This window comes from Clavibacter capsici (assembly GCF_001280205.1).
Taxonomy (GTDB): domain Bacteria; phylum Actinomycetota; class Actinomycetes; order Actinomycetales; family Microbacteriaceae; genus Clavibacter; species Clavibacter capsici.
This window is the reverse complement of record NZ_CP012573.1, coordinates 1706882-1725113: the sequence shown is the minus strand read 5'-3', so window position 1 is coordinate 1725113 and position 18232 is coordinate 1706882. Positions and strand designations below refer to the sequence as shown.

Here is an 18232-nt window from a genome sequence, read left to right as displayed (position 1 = left end):
CCGCTCCTCGCCCTTCGGGGGGCGGCATCGTCAGCGATGCGCCGGTGCGGCCATCCGCTTCGCCGCCTCGACCACGAAGCGTCGACGGGCGGATCGCTCGTGCTCGTCGTCGGGTCCTCTGCCGGTGATCATCTCGGCGAGCTGCGGCACCGTCTGCCACCACGCGGCCAGGGCGATCAGGGCGAACACCAGGTGCGCCGGGTCCAGTCCCGGATCGAGCACGCCGTCGTGCTGCGCGTCCCGGAAGCCGGCCACCTTCTCCCGGTAGTGCGCGGTGCGGACCTCGACGTGAGCCGGCGGACCGGCTCGGAGCCCCTCCCACTGCAGGAGGCGGCCGAGCTCGGGATGGGCCGCGTGGTAGTCGTACGTCGCACCGGCGAACTCCCCCACGTCGTCCAATCCGAGCCCCGTGAGCTCCACGGCGGTCGCGAGGCGCTCGAGCTCCATGGTGAGCACGACGTCCCAGAGCGCCTGCTTGTCGCCGAAGTAGCTGTAGAGCCGCTCCTTGTTGACGCCGGACCGCGCCGCGATGGACGCCACCGTGGTGCCGTCGTATCCGTTGGCGGCGAACTCGACGAGCGCGGCCTCGCGGAGCCGACGCTGCGTCCCCTCGACATCCCAGGCCATCGTCCGAGACTACCAACCGTGCGGTTGGAGTGGGGCGGGCGCGGGTGTACTCTTCCAACCACATCGTTGGAGTTGGAGGACACCATGCACGACACCACCCGCCTTCCGATCACGGTCCGCTCCCCCGCGGCGGCGACCACAGCACTCGTCACGGGCGCGAACAGCGGCATCGGATTCCAGACCGCCCGCCAGCTCATCGACCACGGGGTGACGGTGTGGATCGGCGCCCGCGACCGCGAACGGGGGCGACGGGCCTGTGCGCAGCTGGGCTCCGGCGCGCAGCCCGTGGAGATCGACGTCACGGATACCGGGTCGGTCGCCGCAGCGGCGGAGCTGGTACGGGAGCTGGACGTCCTCGTCAACAACGCCGGCGTGAACCCGGGCGGCGACGACATCACGGGCACGTCGCTCGAGCAGCTCCGTGCCGCGTACGAGACCAACGTGTTCGGCCTCATCGCCGTGACGCAGGCGTTCCTGCCCGCGCTGCGGCGGTCCGCGCACGCGCGCATCGTCAACGTGTCCAGCGGGACGGGATCCCTCACGTGGAACAGCGGACCGAACCCGCAGTTCGACTGGGAGCGGGTGCAGGGAGGTGGCGTGGCCTACCGGAGCTCGAAGACCGCGGTCAACGCGGTGACCCTGCTCACGGCCCAGGCCCTGGGCGACGGCATCAAGGTCAACGCGCTCGCGCCCGGTCTGCGTCGCACGAGCATCGTGCCCGGCATGTCGACCGGCGGGGACCCGGCCGAGGCCGCGTCCGGCGCCGTGCGGCTCGCCCTGCTCCCCGACGACGGCCCGACGGGTGGCCTCTGGTCGTGGGACAGCACCCGCGTCCCGTGGTGACCGGGGTCGCGCCGCCCTGCGGCAGCGCCGCCCGGCCGACAGGCCTCGGCGGCCACGCCCTCCGCGCCGGCAGCACGCGTCAGGCGGGGCGCGCGGACCCGCTCCCGTCCCGGCCCGCGGACGCCAGGAACTCCCCCAGGCTGGTGGGCCGGCGACCGAGGATCCGCTCGACGTCGTCGCTCACGCGCCCCATCTCCCCGGCGGCCATCGCCGTGTACGTGCTGATCCACGCGTCGAGCTGCCACTCGGGCGCGCCCCAGACGGCCCGCGACGCGCGCGCCTCCTCGAGGGTCTCGTCGCGGTACGTGACCGCGCGCCCCTCGGCGGACGCCACGGTCGCGGCGATCTCCCCCATCGTCAGCGCTTCGGGTCCGGTCAGCTCGTAGGTGGCGCCCGCGTGGGGCTCCGGGTCGCGGAGGATCGTCGCCGCCACCTCGGCGACGTCGGCGCGCGTGACCGCGGCCACCCGTCCCTCGCCGGCGGGACCGCGGATCACGCCGTCCTCCCCCACGAGCTGGCTCACGAAGTCGATGTAGAACGCGTCCCGCAGGAAGGTCCACGCCATGCCGGACGCGCGGATCCGCTCCTCGGTCGCATGGTGGTCGCGAGCCAGGGTGAAGGTCGCGTCGGGGGCCGCGCCCGCGAACGACGTGTAGACCACGTGGCGGACGCCGGCGTCCGCGGCCGCGTCGACGAACGCGACGTGCTGCGCGAGCCGGTGCTCGTCCTCGGCGGCCGACACCATCAGGAGCGTCGAGGTTCCGCGGAGCGCCGCGACGGTGGCCGGATGGTCGCCGTAGGACACCTCGTGCACGGTGGCGCCGGGCAGCTCGGGCGCTCGGGCGGGGGTCCGGGCGAGCATGCGCTGCGGGATCCCCGCGTCGGCGAGGTGGCGGGCCACCGCTCCCCCGACGGCGCCGGTGACGCCGGTGACCGCGACGGGCCGGGTCTGCGTGGTCATGGTGCTCTCCCCTCCGCACGGCGGCGGTCGTCGTCCGGGTGGATCCGGTGCGCCCTGCGATGGCTCGACACTATCCCGGGCGTCCGGCGGCCCCGCCTCGCGAGGAGGGGGCCGCGCATCGACTCCGGTGGGGCATCGACGAGCGGGTGCGTCCGCGCGGGCCTGGACCTCCTCGTCCTCGGCGCACGCGTGACGTCGCCATGGACCGCCCCGTGCCCGGCCGACCGTCCGATGAGCGACGCCTCCTCGCGCGTCCCGGCAGCGGTGGCCAGGCAGGCGCCTCCTCGCGACACGCACGACCGACCCCGGCCCGATGCCGTGGACGCCGCGGGCTGCTTCGATGGGCCCATGACCGATCCGCCGAGACCGGGCCGGGGCGGCCCGGATCCCGGGATCCACCGCGCCCTCGCCCGGTGGGCCGGGGACTGCGCCGAGCGCGCGCTCGCCGTGTTCGAGGAGTGGGACCCGACCGACGCCCGTCCCCGGCGGGCGCTCGACGTCCTGAGATCATGGGAGCGAGGCGAGGTCCCCATGACGGAGTGCCGCGCCGCGGCGTTCGCCGCCCATGCGGCCGCGCGCGACGCGAGCCGGGCCGGCGCCCCGGCAGCGACCGCCGCAGCACGAGCAGCCGGGCAGGCGGCCGCGGTCGCCCACATGATCGAGCACTCCCCGCACGCCGCCACCTACGCCGCGATGGCGTTGGGGCTGCACGGGTCCGGGGCGAGCGCCCGAGAGGAGGAGCGACGGCGGCAGTGGGACGCCCTCGACCCGCTCCTCCGACCCGTCGGCGTCCCGACGGGGCCCTGAGCCGTCCGGCCAGGGGATCCGCACGAGGGGGCGTCCGCGTGAGGTCGCGCGGGGAACCACGTGTCGCTCCCCCGCCGCCTACGCTGGGACCACCTCGGAGGAGACGGGACCGGATCATGGAGTGCGCATCGCGGCGCGACGACCGCTGGGCGAAGGTCGCCATCCTCACCGGGGCCGTCGCCCTCGGCGTGTACGCCGTGCTCTGGTGCGTGATGTGGATCCCGACGTACGTCGACGGCACGGGCCTGCTGATCCTCTATCCGCTGTTCCTCCTCGCCTGGGTGCCCATCGAGCTCCTGGCGCTCCTCAGCCTCGTGTTCGCGATCGTCGCGCTGGCCTTGCGGCAGGGCAGGAGGGCTGGCACCGTGGCGATCCTGGCCGCCGAGCTCGTGTTCCTCGTCGTCTCGCTGCCCACGCTCTGGTTCGGCGAGATCCCGTGGTACCTCTTCGCTCCCGGCGCAGCGTGAGGAGGGCATGACCCCTTCCCGCGGACGCTCCGCTGTCCGGGTCCCGGAATCGTCGTGGGCGTGAGCCCGGCGGACCTCCCGGCTGGCGGCACCCGGCCCGTCCCGTGTCCACCCATGACGCGATCCCCTCTCCGTCATGGGCGTGCGAGCGCGCGCTCCGGGCCCGGTACGACGTCCGAGCCCTCGACGGCGGCACCACCAGGGTGCACCACCCCTCGTGGGGACCCGGGAGCTGCATCACGAGGAGGCCGCGGGGACCTCATCCTCGTCCTGCACCACCCCGACGCCGGCAACGATGCCGCCCGCGGCCTCCGGCTGCCCACGGCGGCCGCCGCTCGGCCGACCGTCCCCGGAGGAGCGGGCTCAGGCGGTCGGCGGGCGACCCAGCAGCAGGGTGACGAAGCCGAGCGTCCGGCGGTAGCCCTGCGACCACGCGCGGCGGTGCTCGACCGACGCGGTCATCACCTGGCGGCTGTCCGGGTCGTCGGGGTGCTCCGAGGCCCACCGAGCGAGCGCGCCCGTCCAGGACCACTCGTAGTCGTCCCACTCCTCGAGGGTGCTGACGTGCCCGTGCAGGGGCACCCACCCGCCCGAGGCCGCGATCTCGACGGTCGCGGCGAGGTCGCCGTAGTCGTCCGGCCGGGCACCGAGCAGGTCGAGGACCTGCGGGGTGGGCGGCTGCTCCCAGAAGCACTCGCCGACGAGCGCTCGGCCGCCCGGGCGCAGATGCCCGTCGCGGCCAGCGTCGGTTCGAGCCCGCCGAACGCGTGCGACGCGCCGATGCAGAGGACGACGTCGAACTCCTCGGGGGAGGTCCACGAGCGCGCGTCGGCGCGGACGAGCTCGAGGCGATCGGCGAGGCCCTCGCGCGCGGCCTGGGCGCGCACCCGGTCGAAGCCCGCGTCGGAGTGGTCGACCCCCACGGCGCGCAGGGACGGCTCCCGGCGGAGGGCCCGCAGCAGCCAGCTGCCGTCACCGCACCCGAGGTCGAGCACCGAGCTCCGTCCGGCGAGCGCGAGCGCGAGGAGGCGGTCGACGCGGTCATCGCCCAGCGGGGAGGCGATGGGGTGGTCGGCATGGGCGAGGTCGCTGATGCGGGCTCTGTCCACGGGGAGAGCGTACGGCGTCCCCGCGGCGCGGCCCCCGGTCCCGGAGGATCGGGGGCCGCGCCGTGCGGTGCGCCGGATCAGCGCATCACGAGCCCGCGCGCGTCACGATCACGTCGAAGTCGCTCGTGCGGACGTTCCCGGCGCGGTCCCCGGCGGTGCAGGTGACCGTGGTGGTCCCGACGGGGAAGATCCCGCTGCGGGGCGGCGCGCACACCACCCGCACGTTCCCGTCGCGCGTGTCGATGGCGGACGGCAGCGCGTACGGGACGCGCACGCCGGTCGCCTTCGTCGCGACCGCGGTGATGTCGTCCACGTCCGCGATGCGCGGCGCCGACAGGTCCGCCGGACGCGCCGGCAGCTGCTTCGGATCCACGATGCCCCAGTACGCGGGCGCGGCCTGCAGGTCGTCGTCGAACGGCAGCGGCTGCTCCCACGGACGCGCGATCGGCCACGTGCGCAGCCAGCTGCGCGCGTTGCTCACGCCCCAGAAGGTGACCGAGTCGATCGACGCCGACTGCTGGCGGATCATCTGGAACAGGTCGCGGTAGTAGTACCCGACCTCGGCCGCCGCCTGGGCGTCGTCCGCGTAGACCGGCGTGTACGGATCCTGCGGCGCCCCGCTCACGTCGGCGCCCTCGTTCTGGTTCGAGGCGTTGACGTCGAGCTCCGTGATCGCCTGCAGCAGGCGCGTGTCGATGCGCTCGACGGCGCGGATCGAGTCGCGCAGCCACGAGACGGGTCGGGCGAAGTCGACGTGCGCCTGGTGCCCGACGCCGTCGATCGGCACGCCGCGCGCCACGAGCGCGGAGATGAGCTCGAGGTAGTCGGCGCGCTTCGTGGGCAGCTCCGTGTTGTAGTCGTTGATGAAGAGCTTCACGCCCGGGAAGTGGGCGCGCGCGAGGCGGAAGCCCTCGTCCACGAAGCCCTCCCCCAGCACCTGGTACCAGCGGCTGTCGCGCATGTCGTGCGCGTTGTCGTTGGGGCCGTCGTCGATGACCTCGTTGACGACGTCCATGGCCCAGATCGGGCTGCCGCCGTCGGGGTAGCGGGCGGCGACGTGATCCGCGATGCCCTTCACGTGCGCCTCCATGCGCGCCTTCAGCAGCGCCTGGTCGGCGGGGCTGTCGGTGAGCGGGCGCTCGCCGTCGAGGAAGAACCACGCGGGCGTCTGCGAGTGCCAGAACAGCACGTGGTAGTAGACCTTCGTACCCGTCCGGTCGGCGAAGTCGAGCAGCTGGTCGATCTGGGTGAAGGTGAACCGCCCCTCCTCCGGCTGGACGCTCTCGGGCTTGCCGGCGTTCTCGGGCGTGATCGCGTCGAACTGGCGACTCACGAGATCCGCTCCGGCACCCACGGTCTCGCGGCCGTCGACGGCGACGCCCACGTGCTCGATGCCGCGCGCGCCGAGGACGTCCCTCAGCGCCGGGATGTCGGTCTGCACGGGCGTGGCCACGGCCTCGCCGAGCTGGAAGTCGTCGATGAGGAAGTCCGCGCCGACGGTGCCCTCCACGTACACCTGCGCCTTGTCGACCGGGCCGCCGAGCGTGTACGTGCCCGTGAGCTCGGTCCAGGAGTCCGCGGTGACCCGGGCGGCCGCCCCGGCGACGCCGTCGTAGCCGCTCCCGCCGCCGGTGTCCCGCTGCACGGAGACCTTGAGCGACGCGGGCTCCTCCCCCGGCGCGAGGCGCGCCCAGACGGTGACCTCGACCTGCTGGCCGACGGGCAGGGACGACGTGACGTCGAGCGCGGCGCCGTGCCACTCCTGCGTGCGGTCCGTCACGAGCAGGCTGCCGGATCCGGTGTGCGCGGTCGTGCTCGGCGCGATGCGGACGCCGTCGCCGCGGGGCGCCCACGCTCCGGTGCCCGACTCGAAGTCGGAGCCGACGCCCGCGGGCGCGGGGGCGGCGTCCACCGCCTGCGCCGCGGGCGCGGTGAGGGCGCCCGCGCCCACGACGAGGCCGAGGGCGGTGAGGGCGGCGAGGCCGCGGCGACGGTCGCGCGGGGGCCGGCGGGCCGCGCTGCTCTGCTGCGGGCGGGGAGGACCAGCGTCCGCGAGCGCGGACGGGGTGGTGCGGGGAATGCTCATCGTCGAACACCTTCCATGTGTTCCGACTTCGGTGTCGGATCCTCGCACCGTAGGCACCCTCCCCTACGGGGGGTGGGGGTTTCGAAAATCTTTGTTGTGTCAGGCAACGAACGCGGAGCGGCCCCCGCCCTCGGTGAGGACGGGGGCCGGGGGCTTGGCCGCTGCGGCGGATCAGCCCTTCGGCAGCGGCGGTCGCGCCGGGAGGCGGCTCGGATCCACGATGCCCCAGTACGCGGGCATGGCCTCCTGGTGGTCGCCGAACGGGAGCGGTCGCTCCCACGGCTGGTCGATCGAGCCCCCGCGCAGCCAGCTGCGCGAGTTGTCCGACCCCCAGAAGGTGACCGACTCGAGGTCGCCCGCCTCCTGCCGGATCATCGTGAACAGATCGCGGTAGAACCAGCCGACCGCCGCGGCCGTGTCATCCGGGTTCGAGTAGATCGGCGCCGTGTGGTTCCGGTTCTGGCTGTTGCCGGTCGCGGCCGCCTGGGAGGCGCTGACGTCGAGCTCGGAGATGGCCTCGAGGAGGTCCGGGTCGAGCGCCTTCACGGCCTCGATCGACGTGCGGAGCTCCGCGACGGAGCTGCGGATGCCCACGTGGGCCTGGTGCGACACGCCCTCGACGGGGACGCCGCGCTTCAGGAGGTCGGAGATGAGGCCGAGGTAGTCGGTGCGCTTGCTCGGCACGTCGGTGTTGTAGTCGTTGATGAAGAGCTTGACGCCCGGGAAGTACCTCTTCGCGAGCCGGAAGCCCTCGTCGACGAAGCCCTCGCCCAGCACCTGGAACCAGCGCGTGTCCTTCATGTGGTGCGGGTTGCCGTTCGGGCCGTCGTCGATGACCTCGTTGACGACGTCCATCGCCCAGATGGGGCTGCCGCCCTTCGGGTAGCGGGAGGCGATGTGGTCGGAGATCGCCTTCACGTGCGCCTCCATGCGCGCCCTGAGCAGCGCCTGGTCGGCCGGGCTGTTCGTGAGCGGGCGGCCGTGGTCGAGGAAGAACCAGGCGGGCGTCTGCGGCATCCAGAAGTCGACGTGGAAGTACATCTTCATGCCGTGCGCGTCGGCGAAGTCGAGCAGCTGGTCGATGCCGGTGAAGTCGAAGCGGCCCTCGACGGGCTGGATCGCGTCGGCCTTGCCGGCGTTCTCCGGCGTCAGGGCGTTGAAGTGGCGCTGGATGAGGGCGGCCGAGGTGCCCCGGACCTCGTCGCCGCCCATCGCCACGCCGACGTGCTCGATGCCGGCGCTGCCGAGGACGTCCTTGAGCGCGGGGACCTGCATGCCGGGGACCGGCGTGCTGGGTGCGGCGGCGGATGCGGATCCGGCGGGGACGCCGACGGCGACGGCGGTGACGAGGGCGGCGGCCGACGCGAGGGCGGCGAGGCCGCGGCCGGGGCGACGGCGGAGGTCGGCGTCCGGGAGGGACGGCGTCGGGGGGACGGATGCGACGTGACGGGACGGGACGGGGGTCATGGGGCCTCTCGTAGGCGGACGGGACACCGCGACCCTAGGGAGCGCCGACCGCCTGGCGAGCGCGTTGTGGACAGGCGGCAACGAGATCCGCGGGGGGCTGCGGGAGCGGCGGCGCCTCGCCGTCGGTCGTCGACGCCGGGCGGTCGGGCGCCGCTGCCGGTCAGCGCGGGCGTCGGCCGGTGACGACCCGCGTGCCGTCGTCCGCGTCGCCCCCGGGCGCGTCGGTCGGCGCGATCCGGGCCTCCCAGCCGGCCGCGGCCAGCGCGTCGAGGGCGGCGTCGAGCTGCGCGACCGCGACCTCGAACAGGAGGACGCCGCCGGGCGCGAGCCACGTGCCGCTCCCCCGGGCGACGCGCCGCAGCACGTCGAGCCCGTCGATCCCGCCGTCGTGGGTCGCCGCCGGCTCGTGGAGGCGGGCCTCCGGGGGCATGAGCGCGAGGCCGGCGCGTGGTACGTACGGCACGTTCGCCACCAGCACGTCGATCCGGCCGCGCAGGTCCCCCGGGAGCGCGTCGAGGAGGTCGCCGCGGTGCACGGCTGCCCCGCGGGGCGCGAGGTTCACGGCGGCGCAGGCGACGGCGACGGGATCGACGTCGGCGGCGTGCACGACGGCCCCGGGCACCTCGTCCGCGAGGACCGCGCCGATGGCACCGGATCCGCAGCACAGGTCGACGACGAGGGGTCCCGCGACCGCGCGCGCCTCCGCGACGGCCGCGGAGGCGAGCCGCTCGGTGCGACGGCGCGGCACGAAGACGCCCGGCCGCACCACGATCCGGCGTCCCGCGAACGCGACCCAGCCGAGCACGGTCTCGAGCGGCTCCCCCGCCACTCGCGCGGAGGTCATGGCCTCGAGCTCGGCGGCACGGGCGGTGGCCACGGCCTCGGTCGCCCCGGTCCCGTCGCCGGACGGATGCCGCTCGGCGGCCGCGTCCAGGAGCAGGCCGGCCTCCTCCTCCGCGAAGACGCAGCCGGCGGCCCGCAGCCGCCCGACGAGGGCCTCGAGGCGCGGATCCGCGCTCACTCCGACGCGCTCACCTGGGCCCGGTGCCGCCGAGGTGCTCGAGCAGCGCCGCGACCCGGACCAGGTCCTCGCCGCGCACGGGCGGCACCGCGTCGCGCGCGGCGCGCTCCAGCCACTCCGCGCGTGCCGCGCGGACGCCGGTGAGGAGCGCGTGGCCCCCGTCGGTCAGCCGCAGGTAGGAGCCGGCCTCGTCGTCGGACTCCATGACGAAGCCCTTCTGCAGGAGCGACGCGAGGCTCGGGACGGTCGCGGCGCGGGCCGTCCGCGTGTCGAGCGCGAGCGATGCGCGATCCATGCGCTCCACGCCGGCGAGCCGGCGGAGGATGAGGATCTGCACCCCGGTGAGGCCGTCCCAGCTCGCGTCCACGGAGACGTCGATGCGCTCCGTGACGGCGCTGAGCGCGTCCGCGAGTCGGGCCGGCGGGCGGGCGGTGTCGGTCACGGTGCTCCTGACGATGGTGCGCCCCCACCGGTCCGGGACCCGCGGTCCCGACCGAGCGGGCGTCGTGGGGCTCACGCTAGCCCCCTCCGGCCGAAGGGACGGGGCCGGCCCGGTGCCGGACGCGACGACGCCCGCCGCGGCGGCTGCCGGGCGGGCGTCGGGTGCCGGCTGGCCGGCGGGTGGATCAGGACGGGAACTGCGTGAAGTCCGCCGTCGCCGGGTCGGCGCCGAGGCGCGTGCCGGTCTCCAGGGTGTCGATCTCGGCGAGCTCCTCGACCGAGAGCTCGACCTCGATGGACTGGAAGTTCTGGACGATGCGCTCCGGCGTGACCGACTTCGGGATCACGATGCGGCCCTGCGCGAGGTGCCAGGCGAGCACGATCTGCGCGGGGGTGGCGTCCTTCTCCTTCGCGAGGCGCGTGACGACGTCCGACTCGAGGTCGGCGCCCTGGCCGAGCGGGCTGTAGGCCTCGACCTCGATGCCGCGCTCCACCGAGAAGGTCGAGAGGTCGTGCTGCTGGAACGTGGGGTGCACCTCGATCTGGTTGACCGCGGGCACGACGTCGCTCTCGGCGGCGAGCTTCTCCAGGTGCTCCGGGAGGAAGTTGGAGACGCCGATCGCGCGGATGAGGCCCTCGGCGTGCAGCGCCTCGAAGGTCTTCCAGGTCTCGACGTAGAGGCCGTGCTTCGGGTAGGGCCAGTGGATGAGGTAGAGGTCCACCGCGTCGACGCCGAGCTTGCGGCGGCTGTCCTCGAAGGCGGTGCGGGCGCTGTCCGCGCCCTGGTCGCCGTTGCGGAGCTTCGTGGTGATGAAGAGCTCCTCGCGCGGGATGCCCGTCGCCTTGATGGCGGCGCCGACGCCCTCCTCGTTGTAGTAGCCGGCGGCCGTGTCGATGTGGCGGTAGCCCGCCTCGAACGCGCGCTCGACGGCCTGCTGGGTCTCCGCGGGCGGGGTCTGGAAGACGCCGAATCCCAGCTGCGGGATGGTGACGCCGTTGTTCAGGGTGATCAGGGGGGATGCCATGTGCTCTCGTCTTCTTCGTCTCGATGGTCACGGGTGGCGGCGGACGCCGTCGTGCGCGCCTCACCGCCTGCGTCCACCGTACGCCCGGCTCGTTCCCCGGCGACCGGTCGGGGGCCCGCTCCGCGGAGGGCGAACACGCGACGCCGCCGAGCGGTGCCGGACACGACGACGGGCGCCGCCCTCTCGCGAGGTGCGGCGCCCGTCGGGTGGCGCGAGCCGGTCGGGGTCAGCGGCCGGAGGTCTCCAGCACGTAGCCCTCCTCGCCGTGGACGATCGTGTCGATGCCCGCGATCTCGTCCTCGTTCGTGACCCGGAAGCCCATGGTCTTCTGGATGATCGTGCCGATGAGGTACGAGAGCACGAACGAGTAGACGAGCACGGCGCCGGCCGCGAGGGCCTGCTTGCCGAGCTGCTCGAGCGAGCCGGAGTAGATGAGGCCGACGTTCGTGGCGAAGAACCCGATGTAGAGCGTGCCGATGAGGCCGCCGATGAGGTGGATGCCCACGACGTCGAGCGAGTCGTCGAAGCCGAGCTTGAACTTCAGCTCGATCGCCACGGCGCAGACGGCGCCGGCGACGAGTCCGAGCACGATGGCCCAGGTCGGCGAGAGCGCGGCGCAGGCCGGCGTGATCGCCACGAGGCCCGCCACGGCACCGGACGCGGCGCCCACCGAGGTCGGCTTGCCGTCGCGGATCTTCTCGACGACGAGCCAGCCGAGGATGGCGGCCGCCGGTGCCGCGATGGTGTTGAGGAACGCCACGGCCGCGATGCCGTCGGCCGCGAGCTCGGAGCCCGCGTTGAAGCCGAACCAGCCGAACCAGAGGAGCCCGGCGCCGAGGAGGACGAACGGCGGGTTGTGCGGCACGTGCATGCCCTTGGCGAACCCGACGCGCTTGCCGAGGACGAGCGACAGCGCGAGGGCGGCGGCGCCGGCGTTGATGTGGACGGCCGTGCCGCCCGCGAAGTCGATGGCGCCGACGTTGTAGGCGATCCATCCGCCGTCGACGGTCGCTCCGTCGGCGAGCGTGAAGTTGAAGACCCAGCTGGCGACCGGGAAGTAGACGATCGTGGCCCAGACGCCCGCGAAGACCATCCAGGCTCCGAACTTCGCGCGGTCGGCGATGGCGCCGGAGATGAGCGCCACCGTGATGATGGCGAAGGTCGCCTGGAACGCCGCGAAGGCGAGCGTCGGGTAGGCGGTGGTCTGGTCGCCGAGGGCGGCCGTGTAGGCGTCGCCGAGGCCCAGCTGACCGAGGTCGATCCCGAGGATGCCGTCGATGCCGACGAAGCGCGGGTTGCCCGCGGCGCCGTCGGGCCCGTTCCCGAACGCGATGGCGTAGCCGTACAGGACCCAGAGCAGCCCGATGAGGCCCATGGCCCCGAAGCTCATCATCATCATGCTGATGACGCTCTTGGCCTTGACGAGCCCGCCGTAGAAGAACGCCAGACCCGGCGTCATCAGGAGGACCAGCGCCGCGGCGATCAGGAGGAAGGCGGTGTTGCCTTGATCCATGGTGTTTCACCTCTCGTAGATCGTGCAGGGGGTCGCACCGGACGAGGGCGAGCTGCCGCCCGTGTGGTCGGGGGGTTCGGCGCGAGCCGTGTGCCGGGTACGCCTCCAGTGTCCGGGGACGAGGTTTCGCCGGCTCGCCGGACGTGTTTCCGGCGCGTTACACGGCACGTGCCCGTGTGAACATCGTGTTTCCCCGAGCGGAGGGGATGCTCCCGGGTGCCGTCCCGCCCTGGCGCGGCGCTCGCCGTGCGGCTAGAGGTCGCGCCCGGCCGCGGTGAGCGAGATGAGCCGCGAGATCGCCCGCAGGTACTTCTTCCGGTAGCCGCCGGCCAGCATCTCGGCGGAGAACGCCTCGTCGAACGGGGTGCCCGAGGCCAGCAGCGGGATCTGCGCGTCGTACACGCGGTCGACGAACGCGACGAAGCGCAGCGCGTCGGTCTGCCCCTGCAGCTGGGTGACGCCGCGGAGGGCGATGACGTCCACGCCCTCGATGACCTTGACGTACTTGGAGGGGTGCAGGCGCGACAGGTGCGCGACGAGCTCCGGGAAGCCGTCGAGCGTGACCGCGCGTCCGGCGGACTGCGCGGCGTCGGCGCGCGCGTCGAGGGCGGCGTCGTCCACCGTGACCGCGTGGCCCTCGAAGGCGCGGCGGCGGTAGTCGAGCCCGTCGATCCGGATGGTGTCGAACCGGTCGCTCATCGCCTGGATCTCGCGGAGGAAGTCGGCCGCGGCGAAGCGCCCCTCGCCCAGGGCGTTCGGCGGGGTGTTGCTCGTCGCGGCGATCCGGGTGCCGTCGGCCACGAGGTCGGAGAGCAGGCGGGTCATCATCATCGTGTCGCCCGGGTCGTCCAGCTCGAACTCGTCGATGGCCACGAGCGTCGCGCCGCGGAGGATGCCGACGGCGCCCTGGTAGCCGAGCGCGCCGACGAGCGCCGTGTACTCGATGAAGGTGCCGAAGTACTTCGGCCCCGGCATGGCGTGCCAGAGCGACGCGAGCAGGTGGGTCTTGCCGACGCCGAACCCGCCGTCGAGGTAGACGCCGGGCTTCGCCGCCGGCGCCTTGCGGCGGGAGAACAGCCCGCCGCGGGATCCCGTGCGGTCGCCCGAGAACGCGCGGAGCGCCTCGACGGCCTGCGCCTGCGTGTCGTACTCGGGGTCGGGCCGGTAGGTGTCGAAGCGCGCCTCGTCGAACTGCCGCGGGGGCACGAGGTGCGCCGCGATCTCCTCGCCGCTGATGCTCGGCGAGCGGCCGACCAGCGCGCCCGGCCCCGTTCCCCGCTCGTCGTGGCTCCGCGATCCGGTCTCGGCGTTCGTCACAGGTGGATCTCCGGCTGTCATGGGAAGGTCCCGCGCATCGCGAACCGTTACCGTGGATGGTGGTCGTCGCGGTGCGCCGAGCGCCCGCGGAAGACCCCCAGACTAAACCGCGTCCCACCCAGCGCGGCCCCCGAGGCCGCGAGATCAGGAGAGAGCCATGGCCGTCGAGCCGGACACCACCCCCAGGTTCGCCGAGTACGCCCACCCGGAGCGGCTCGTGAGCGGCGACTGGCTCCAGGAGCGCCTCGCGGCCGGAGCCCTCACGCCCGGCCTCGTGGTCGTCGAGTCCGACGAGGACGTGCTGCTCTACGAGACCGGCCACATACCCGGCGCGGTGAAGCTCGACTGGCACACCGACCTCAACGACCCCGTCCAGCGCGACTACGTCGACGGCGAGCGGTTCGCCCAGCTCATGTCCGAGCGCGGCATCGCGCGCGACAGCACGGTCGTCATCTACGGCGACAAGAGCAACTGGTGGGCCGCGTACGCCCTCTGGGTGTTCACGCTCTTCGGCCACGAGGACGTGCGCCTGCTCGACGGCGGCCGCGACAAGTGGATCGCGGAGGGGCGCCCGACCACCACCGACCAGCCCGACGTCGCCCCCGTCGAGTACCCCGTCGTGGAGCGCCGCGACGAGGAGATCCGCGCCTTCAAGGACGACGTGCTCGCCCACCTCGGCAACCCGCTCATCGACGTCCGCAGCCCCGAGGAGTACACGGGCCAGCGCACCACCGCGCCCGCGTACCCGGAGGAGGGCTCGCTCCGCGCCGGCCACATCCCCACCTCGCGGAACGTGCCGTGGGCCAAGGCCGCGGCCGAGGACGGCTCCTTCAAGCCCCGCGCCGAGCTCGACGCGGTCTACCGCGAGGGCGCGGGCCTCGCCGACGGCGACGACGTCGTGGTCCTGTGCCGCATCGGGGAGCGCTCGAGCCACACGTGGTTCGTGCTCACGCACCTCCTCGGCTTCGAGGGCGTCCGCAACTACGACGGATCCTGGACCGAGTGGGGCTCCGCCGTGCGCGTCCCCATCGTGCAGGGCGCCGAGCCCGGGGAGCTGCCCTCCCGATGACCGCCTCCCCCGTGCTGCCCGCGGCGCTCGCCGAGATCCGTGACGACTTCCTCGCGCTCGGGCAGCGCGACCGGCTCCTGCTCCTGCTCGACTTCAGCAACGAGCTGCCCGAGCTGCCCGCGCGCTACGCCGAGCACCCCGACCTCCTCGAGCGCGTCGAGGAGTGCCAGTCGCCCGTGTTCATGTTCGTGGAGGTCGTCGACGGCCGCGTCCACGTGCACGCGCAGGCTCCCGCCGAGGCTCCCACCAGCCGCGGCTTCGCGTCGATCCTCGCCCAGGGGCTCGACGGTCTTCCTGCCGACGAGGCCCTCGCGGTGCCCGACGACTACCCGTCCACCATCGGGCTCGACGCGGCCGTGTCGCCGCTGCGCATGCGCGGCATGACCGCCATGCTCGGCCGGGTGAAGCGCCAGGTGCGCGAGCGGCTCGCCGGGTGAGGATCGCGCGGGTCCTGCCCGTCGCGGGCTCCGGTGAGGCCGCCTCGTCGCGCGGGCTGGAGGACGACGGCACGCGGGAGTGGCTCGAGGACCTCTACCGTCCTCGCTCCCCCGACCACGTGCGGCTCAACTTCGTGGCCTCCGTCGACGGCAGCGTCATCGGCGCGGACGGCTCGTCCGACAGCCTCAGCAGCGTCGTCGACCGGCGGATCCTCGGCGTCATCCGCGAGCTGGCGGACGTCGTGCTCGTGGGAGCCGGCACCGTGCGCGCCGAGCGCTACGTGCTCCCCCGCCGGACGCCCCTCGCCGTCGCGACGTCCACGGGCGACCTCGAGGGGCACCGCTTCGACGCCGACGCCGCCGAGGGCCGCCTGCTCGTGCTGTGCCCGCCCGAGGCGCGCGACCGGGCCGTGGCGACCCTCGGCGGCGTGCCCGCGGAGATCGTGCCCGTGCCGCTCGGCGCGGCCGCCGACGGGCGCGTGGGCGGCGACGACGTCCTCGACGCCCTCCGCGGTCACGGCCTCACGAGCGTGGTGTGCGAGGGCGGGCCCGCGCTCGCGGCGTCGCTCCTCGCCGCCGGTCGCGTCGACGAGCTCTGCCTCACGACGTCGCCCGATCTGGTGTCGCCGCTCACGCCCCTCGTGCCGGCCGGATCCGGGGTCCACGCCCCGATGCGGCTCGAGCAGCTGCTGGTGGACGACGACGATCGCACCTACGCGCGCTGGACCGTGCGGCGGGACCGAGCGCCGCGCTAGAGCGCCGGCGTCCTGGGCCGCGACCGCGCGCCCCGTCGCGGCGTGGCTCCCGGACCGGAGCGCGGCGGACCCTAGTCTGCACACGTGGTAGAGACCCGTGACAGCCCCGAGGATCCGCCCGAGTTCCGCGCGGCGCTGGACGCGCTGCGGCGCGCGACGACGCGGTCCGAGCTCGTGCTGACGGAGATCCCCTCGCCGTCGAGCAACCTCGCGCCGTACGCCGTCGCCCTGGCTGCCGACGTCTCGCCCTCGGGCCACGCGTCGGACTCCGAGCTCGGCACGGGCCGCTTCATCCTCCTCCACGACCCCGAGGAGCCGGACGCCTGGGGCGGCGCCTTCCGCATCGTCTGCTTCGCGCAGGCGCCCCTCGAGACCGACATGGGCACGGATCCGTTCCTCGCCGACGTCGCCTGGTCGTGGCTCGTCGACGGCCTCGCCTCCCGCGGCGCCCGCTACTCGGCGCCCTCGGGCACCGCGACCCGCATCATCAGCACCGGCTACGGCGAGCTGGCCCGCCAGGGCAGCGGCGCGAAGATCGAGCTGCGCGCGTCCTGGACCCCCGCGGACGCGGACGTGACCGCCCATGTGGAAGGCTGGGGGGAACTACTGTGCATGCTCGCCGGGCTGCCTCCCGCGGGCGAAGGAGTGACACTGCTATCAGCGCGACGCACCCGGACGTGAACACCCCGTCCGACACCCCCGACCCCGAGTCCGCGGCTGCGGTCCCCGACCCCGCCGCCGCGACCCCTCCGGCCGCGCCGCTCGGCCGTCCGGCCATGGGCGCGTCGCTCTTCTCCGACGTCCCCGGATCCACCGCCACGGACGCCGTGGTCGCGCGGAACCGGGCGCGCACACGACGTGCCGCGCCCGAGGCGGCCCCGGACGACGCGGACGCCCCCGTCGCGTCGGCCGCGCGGCCGGACTCCCCCGACGCCGACCGTCGCCCGAGCCGCCGCCGGCGGGCGACCGCTCCCGCCGCGGAGGCCACGCCGGCCGCCCAGGCCGTCCTGCCGGACGTCCCCGCGCGGCCCGCCCTCCGCGAGGCGGCCGCCACCGGCGACCTCACCGTCATCGACACGCGCGACGAGTACCTCCGCGCCGTGGAGGCCATCGCCGCCGGCATCGGACCCATCGCCGTCGACGCCGAGCGCGCGTCCGGCTTCCGCTACAGCCAGCGCGCCTACCTCATCCAGGTCTTCCGCCGCGGCGCCGGCACGTTCCTCTTCGACCCGCCCGCGGTCGGCGACTTCTCGGAGCTCGATGCGGTGATCCGCGACGTCGAGTGGGTCCTGCACGCCGCCAGCCAGGACCTCGCGTGCCTGCGCGAGGTGGGCCTCGACCCGCGGCGCATCTTCGACACCGAGCTCGCCTCGCGCCTGCTCGGGCTCCCCCGTGTGGGACTCGGCACCGTCGTGGAGGAGCTGCTCGGGATCCACCTGGCCAAGGAGCACTCGGCCGCCGACTGGTCCACCCGTCCGCTCCCCCGCGCCTGGCTCGTCTACGCCGCGCTCGACGTGGAGCTGCTCGTGGACGTGCGCGACGAGATCGCCCGTCGGCTCGAGGAGCAGGGCAAGACCTCGATCGCCGAGCAGGAGTTCCAGGCGACCATCGCCAAGGAGGCGAAGCCCGCGCGCGTCGAGCCGTGGCGCCGCCTCAGCGGCCTGCACGGCGTCCGCGGCGGTCGCAACCTCGCGGTCGCGAAGGAGCTGTGGGAGGCCCGCGACGCGTACGCGCGCGAGGTCGACACGAGCCCCGGCCGTCTCGTCCCCGACGGCTCGCTCGTCGCCGTCGCGCGCGTCCTGCCGCAGTCCAAGCGCGATCTGGCCGCGGTCCGGGAGTTCTCGGGCCGCGCGAGCCGCAGCGAGATCGACCGCTGGTGGGCCGCCGTCGAGCGCGGCCTCGCGGCCACCGAGTTCCCGCAGCTGCGCGGCACGGGCGAGACGATGCCGCCGCCGAAGGCCTGGGCCGACAAGGACCCCGCCGCCGACCGCCGCCTGAAGCGCGCCCGCGTCGTCGTCCAGGAGGTCGCGACCTCGATGGGCGTCCCGCAGGAGAACCTCCTCACCCCGGAGGTCCTCCGCCGGGTGGCGTGGACGCCGCCCGCCGACCTCGCGCCCGAGGCCGTCGCGGAGGCGCTCGCCTCCTGGGGCGCGCGCCCCTGGCAGATCGAGGCGACCGCCGCTCCCGTGGCCTCGGCCTTTGTCGATGCGGACCAAGCCGACGACGCGACCGACGACGGCGCCTCGTAGGAACAGTCAACGGATTCGGCTCGCCACCGGCGTCTCCC

At 74.2% G+C, this 18232-nt stretch carries 18 protein-coding genes; 8 read left to right on the top strand and 10 right to left on the bottom strand.

The window, feature by feature from the left end:
- Positions 1-30: 30 nt before the first annotated feature.
- A complete protein-coding gene (locus AES38_RS08085; protein WP_053774539.1) occupies positions 31-627 on the bottom strand; it encodes a TetR/AcrR family transcriptional regulator in 597 nt (198 codons plus the stop codon).
- 84 nt (positions 628-711) lie between these two features.
- On the opposite strand from AES38_RS08085, the gene AES38_RS08080 reads away from it, so the two are divergent.
- Entirely contained in the window at positions 712-1470 is a 759-nt protein-coding gene (locus AES38_RS08080) for an SDR family NAD(P)-dependent oxidoreductase (protein ID WP_053774538.1), read from the top strand.
- Between the two features lie 79 nt (positions 1471-1549).
- Here AES38_RS08080 and AES38_RS08075 read toward each other — a convergent pair whose 3' ends face one another.
- Entirely contained in the window at positions 1550-2431 is an 882-nt protein-coding gene (locus AES38_RS08075; RefSeq protein WP_053774537.1) for an SDR family oxidoreductase, read from the bottom strand.
- A 348-nt stretch (positions 2432-2779) separates the two neighbouring features.
- Between AES38_RS08075 and AES38_RS16315 the strand changes: the two genes are divergently transcribed.
- A complete protein-coding gene (locus tag AES38_RS16315; protein WP_072174686.1) occupies positions 2780-3238 on the top strand; it encodes a putative immunity protein in 459 nt (152 codons plus the stop codon).
- Between the two features lie 116 nt (positions 3239-3354).
- Positions 3355-3705, top strand: coding sequence for a hypothetical protein (locus tag AES38_RS08065; protein WP_053774535.1), 351 nt, complete (start codon positions 3355-3357; stop codon positions 3703-3705).
- Between the two features lie 461 nt (positions 3706-4166).
- On the opposite strand, the gene AES38_RS08060 is transcribed toward AES38_RS08065, so the two are convergent.
- From AES38_RS08060 to zapE, 8 genes are all read right to left on the bottom strand, one after another.
- The gene (locus tag AES38_RS08060; protein ID WP_244629266.1) at positions 4167-4700 is read right to left on the bottom strand and encodes an SAM-dependent methyltransferase; all 534 of its coding nucleotides are present in this window, start codon (positions 4698-4700) and stop codon (positions 4167-4169) included.
- Positions 4701-4899: 199 nt separating this feature from the next.
- The gene (locus tag AES38_RS08055) at positions 4900-6900 is read right to left on the bottom strand and encodes an endo-1,4-beta-xylanase (RefSeq protein WP_053774534.1); all 2001 of its coding nucleotides are present in this window, start codon (positions 6898-6900) and stop codon (positions 4900-4902) included.
- 171 nt (positions 6901-7071) lie between these two features.
- Positions 7072-8367 carry an endo-1,4-beta-xylanase gene (locus tag AES38_RS08050; protein WP_053774533.1) on the bottom strand — a complete coding sequence of 432 codons (1296 nt, stop codon included), beginning with the start codon at positions 8365-8367 and terminating at the stop codon, positions 7072-7074.
- A gap of 160 nt (positions 8368-8527) precedes the next feature.
- On the bottom strand, positions 8528-9388 hold the full coding sequence (locus AES38_RS08045; RefSeq protein ID WP_053774532.1) for a putative protein N(5)-glutamine methyltransferase: 861 nt from the start codon (positions 9386-9388) through the stop codon (positions 8528-8530).
- A gap of 10 nt (positions 9389-9398) precedes the next feature.
- The gene (locus tag AES38_RS08040) at positions 9399-9830 is read right to left on the bottom strand and encodes a helix-turn-helix domain-containing protein (RefSeq protein ID WP_053774531.1); all 432 of its coding nucleotides are present in this window, start codon (positions 9828-9830) and stop codon (positions 9399-9401) included.
- A 184-nt stretch (positions 9831-10014) separates the two neighbouring features.
- Positions 10015-10854 carry an aldo/keto reductase gene (locus tag AES38_RS08035; RefSeq protein WP_053774530.1) on the bottom strand — a complete coding sequence of 280 codons (840 nt, stop codon included), beginning with the start codon at positions 10852-10854 and terminating at the stop codon, positions 10015-10017.
- 226 nt (positions 10855-11080) lie between these two features.
- Entirely contained in the window at positions 11081-12367 is a 1287-nt protein-coding gene (locus AES38_RS08030; RefSeq protein ID WP_053774529.1) for an ammonium transporter, read from the bottom strand.
- 252 nt (positions 12368-12619) lie between these two features.
- Entirely contained in the window at positions 12620-13684 is a 1065-nt protein-coding gene (gene zapE, locus AES38_RS08025) for a cell division protein ZapE (RefSeq protein ID WP_053774528.1), read from the bottom strand.
- Between the two features lie 157 nt (positions 13685-13841).
- On the opposite strand from zapE, the gene AES38_RS08020 reads away from it, so the two are divergent.
- The 5 genes from AES38_RS08020 (at position 13842) to AES38_RS08000 (ending at position 18194) form a co-directional block, all read left to right on the top strand.
- Positions 13842-14753 (top strand): sulfurtransferase, encoded by a 912-nt coding sequence (locus AES38_RS08020; protein WP_053774527.1) that lies wholly within the window; start codon positions 13842-13844, stop codon positions 14751-14753.
- Positions 14750-15190 carry a SufE family protein gene (locus tag AES38_RS08015; RefSeq protein ID WP_053774526.1) on the top strand — a complete coding sequence of 147 codons (441 nt, stop codon included), beginning with the start codon at positions 14750-14752 and terminating at the stop codon, positions 15188-15190. Before AES38_RS08020 ends, AES38_RS08015 begins: the two co-directional genes overlap by 4 nt.
- A complete protein-coding gene (locus AES38_RS08010) occupies positions 15187-15945 on the top strand; it encodes a dihydrofolate reductase family protein (RefSeq protein ID WP_053774525.1) in 759 nt (252 codons plus the stop codon). The genes AES38_RS08015 and AES38_RS08010 overlap by 4 nt, the downstream gene beginning before the upstream one ends.
- Before the next feature lie 84 nt (positions 15946-16029).
- A complete protein-coding gene (locus tag AES38_RS08005) occupies positions 16030-16626 on the top strand; it encodes a DUF3000 domain-containing protein (RefSeq protein WP_053774524.1) in 597 nt (198 codons plus the stop codon).
- A gap of 326 nt (positions 16627-16952) precedes the next feature.
- Complete coding sequence (locus AES38_RS08000) at positions 16953-18194, top strand: ribonuclease D (protein WP_371259393.1); 1242 nt, start codon at positions 16953-16955, stop codon at positions 18192-18194.
- Positions 18195-18232 lie beyond the last annotated feature (38 nt).

What these genes read in the sequence shown, in the direction of transcription:
- AES38_RS08035 (WP_053774530.1), bottom strand. Translation starts at nt 10,854, where the DNA reads ATGGCATCCCCCCTGATCACCCTGAACAACGGCGTCACCATCCCGCAG.
- AES38_RS08055 (WP_053774534.1), bottom strand. Translation starts at nt 6,900, where the DNA reads ATGAGCATTCCCCGCACCACCCCGTCCGCGCTCGCGGACGCTGGTCCT.
- AES38_RS08030 (WP_053774529.1), bottom strand. Translation starts at nt 12,367, where the DNA reads ATGGATCAAGGCAACACCGCCTTCCTCCTGATCGCCGCGGCGCTGGTC.
- AES38_RS08075 (WP_053774537.1), bottom strand. Translation starts at nt 2,431, where the DNA reads ATGACCACGCAGACCCGGCCCGTCGCGGTCACCGGCGTCACCGGCGCC.
- AES38_RS08050 (WP_053774533.1), bottom strand. Translation starts at nt 8,367, where the DNA reads ATGACCCCCGTCCCGTCCCGTCACGTCGCATCCGTCCCCCCGACGCCG.
- AES38_RS08085 (WP_053774539.1), bottom strand. Translation starts at nt 627, where the DNA reads ATGGCCTGGGATGTCGAGGGGACGCAGCGTCGGCTCCGCGAGGCCGCG.
- AES38_RS08080 (WP_053774538.1), top strand. Translation starts at nt 712, where the DNA reads ATGCACGACACCACCCGCCTTCCGATCACGGTCCGCTCCCCCGCGGCG.
- AES38_RS08065 (WP_053774535.1), top strand. Translation starts at nt 3,355, where the DNA reads ATGGAGTGCGCATCGCGGCGCGACGACCGCTGGGCGAAGGTCGCCATC.
- AES38_RS16315 (WP_072174686.1), top strand. Translation starts at nt 2,780, where the DNA reads ATGACCGATCCGCCGAGACCGGGCCGGGGCGGCCCGGATCCCGGGATC.
- AES38_RS08015 (WP_053774526.1), top strand. Translation starts at nt 14,750, where the DNA reads ATGACCGCCTCCCCCGTGCTGCCCGCGGCGCTCGCCGAGATCCGTGAC.
- AES38_RS08020 (WP_053774527.1), top strand. Translation starts at nt 13,842, where the DNA reads ATGGCCGTCGAGCCGGACACCACCCCCAGGTTCGCCGAGTACGCCCAC.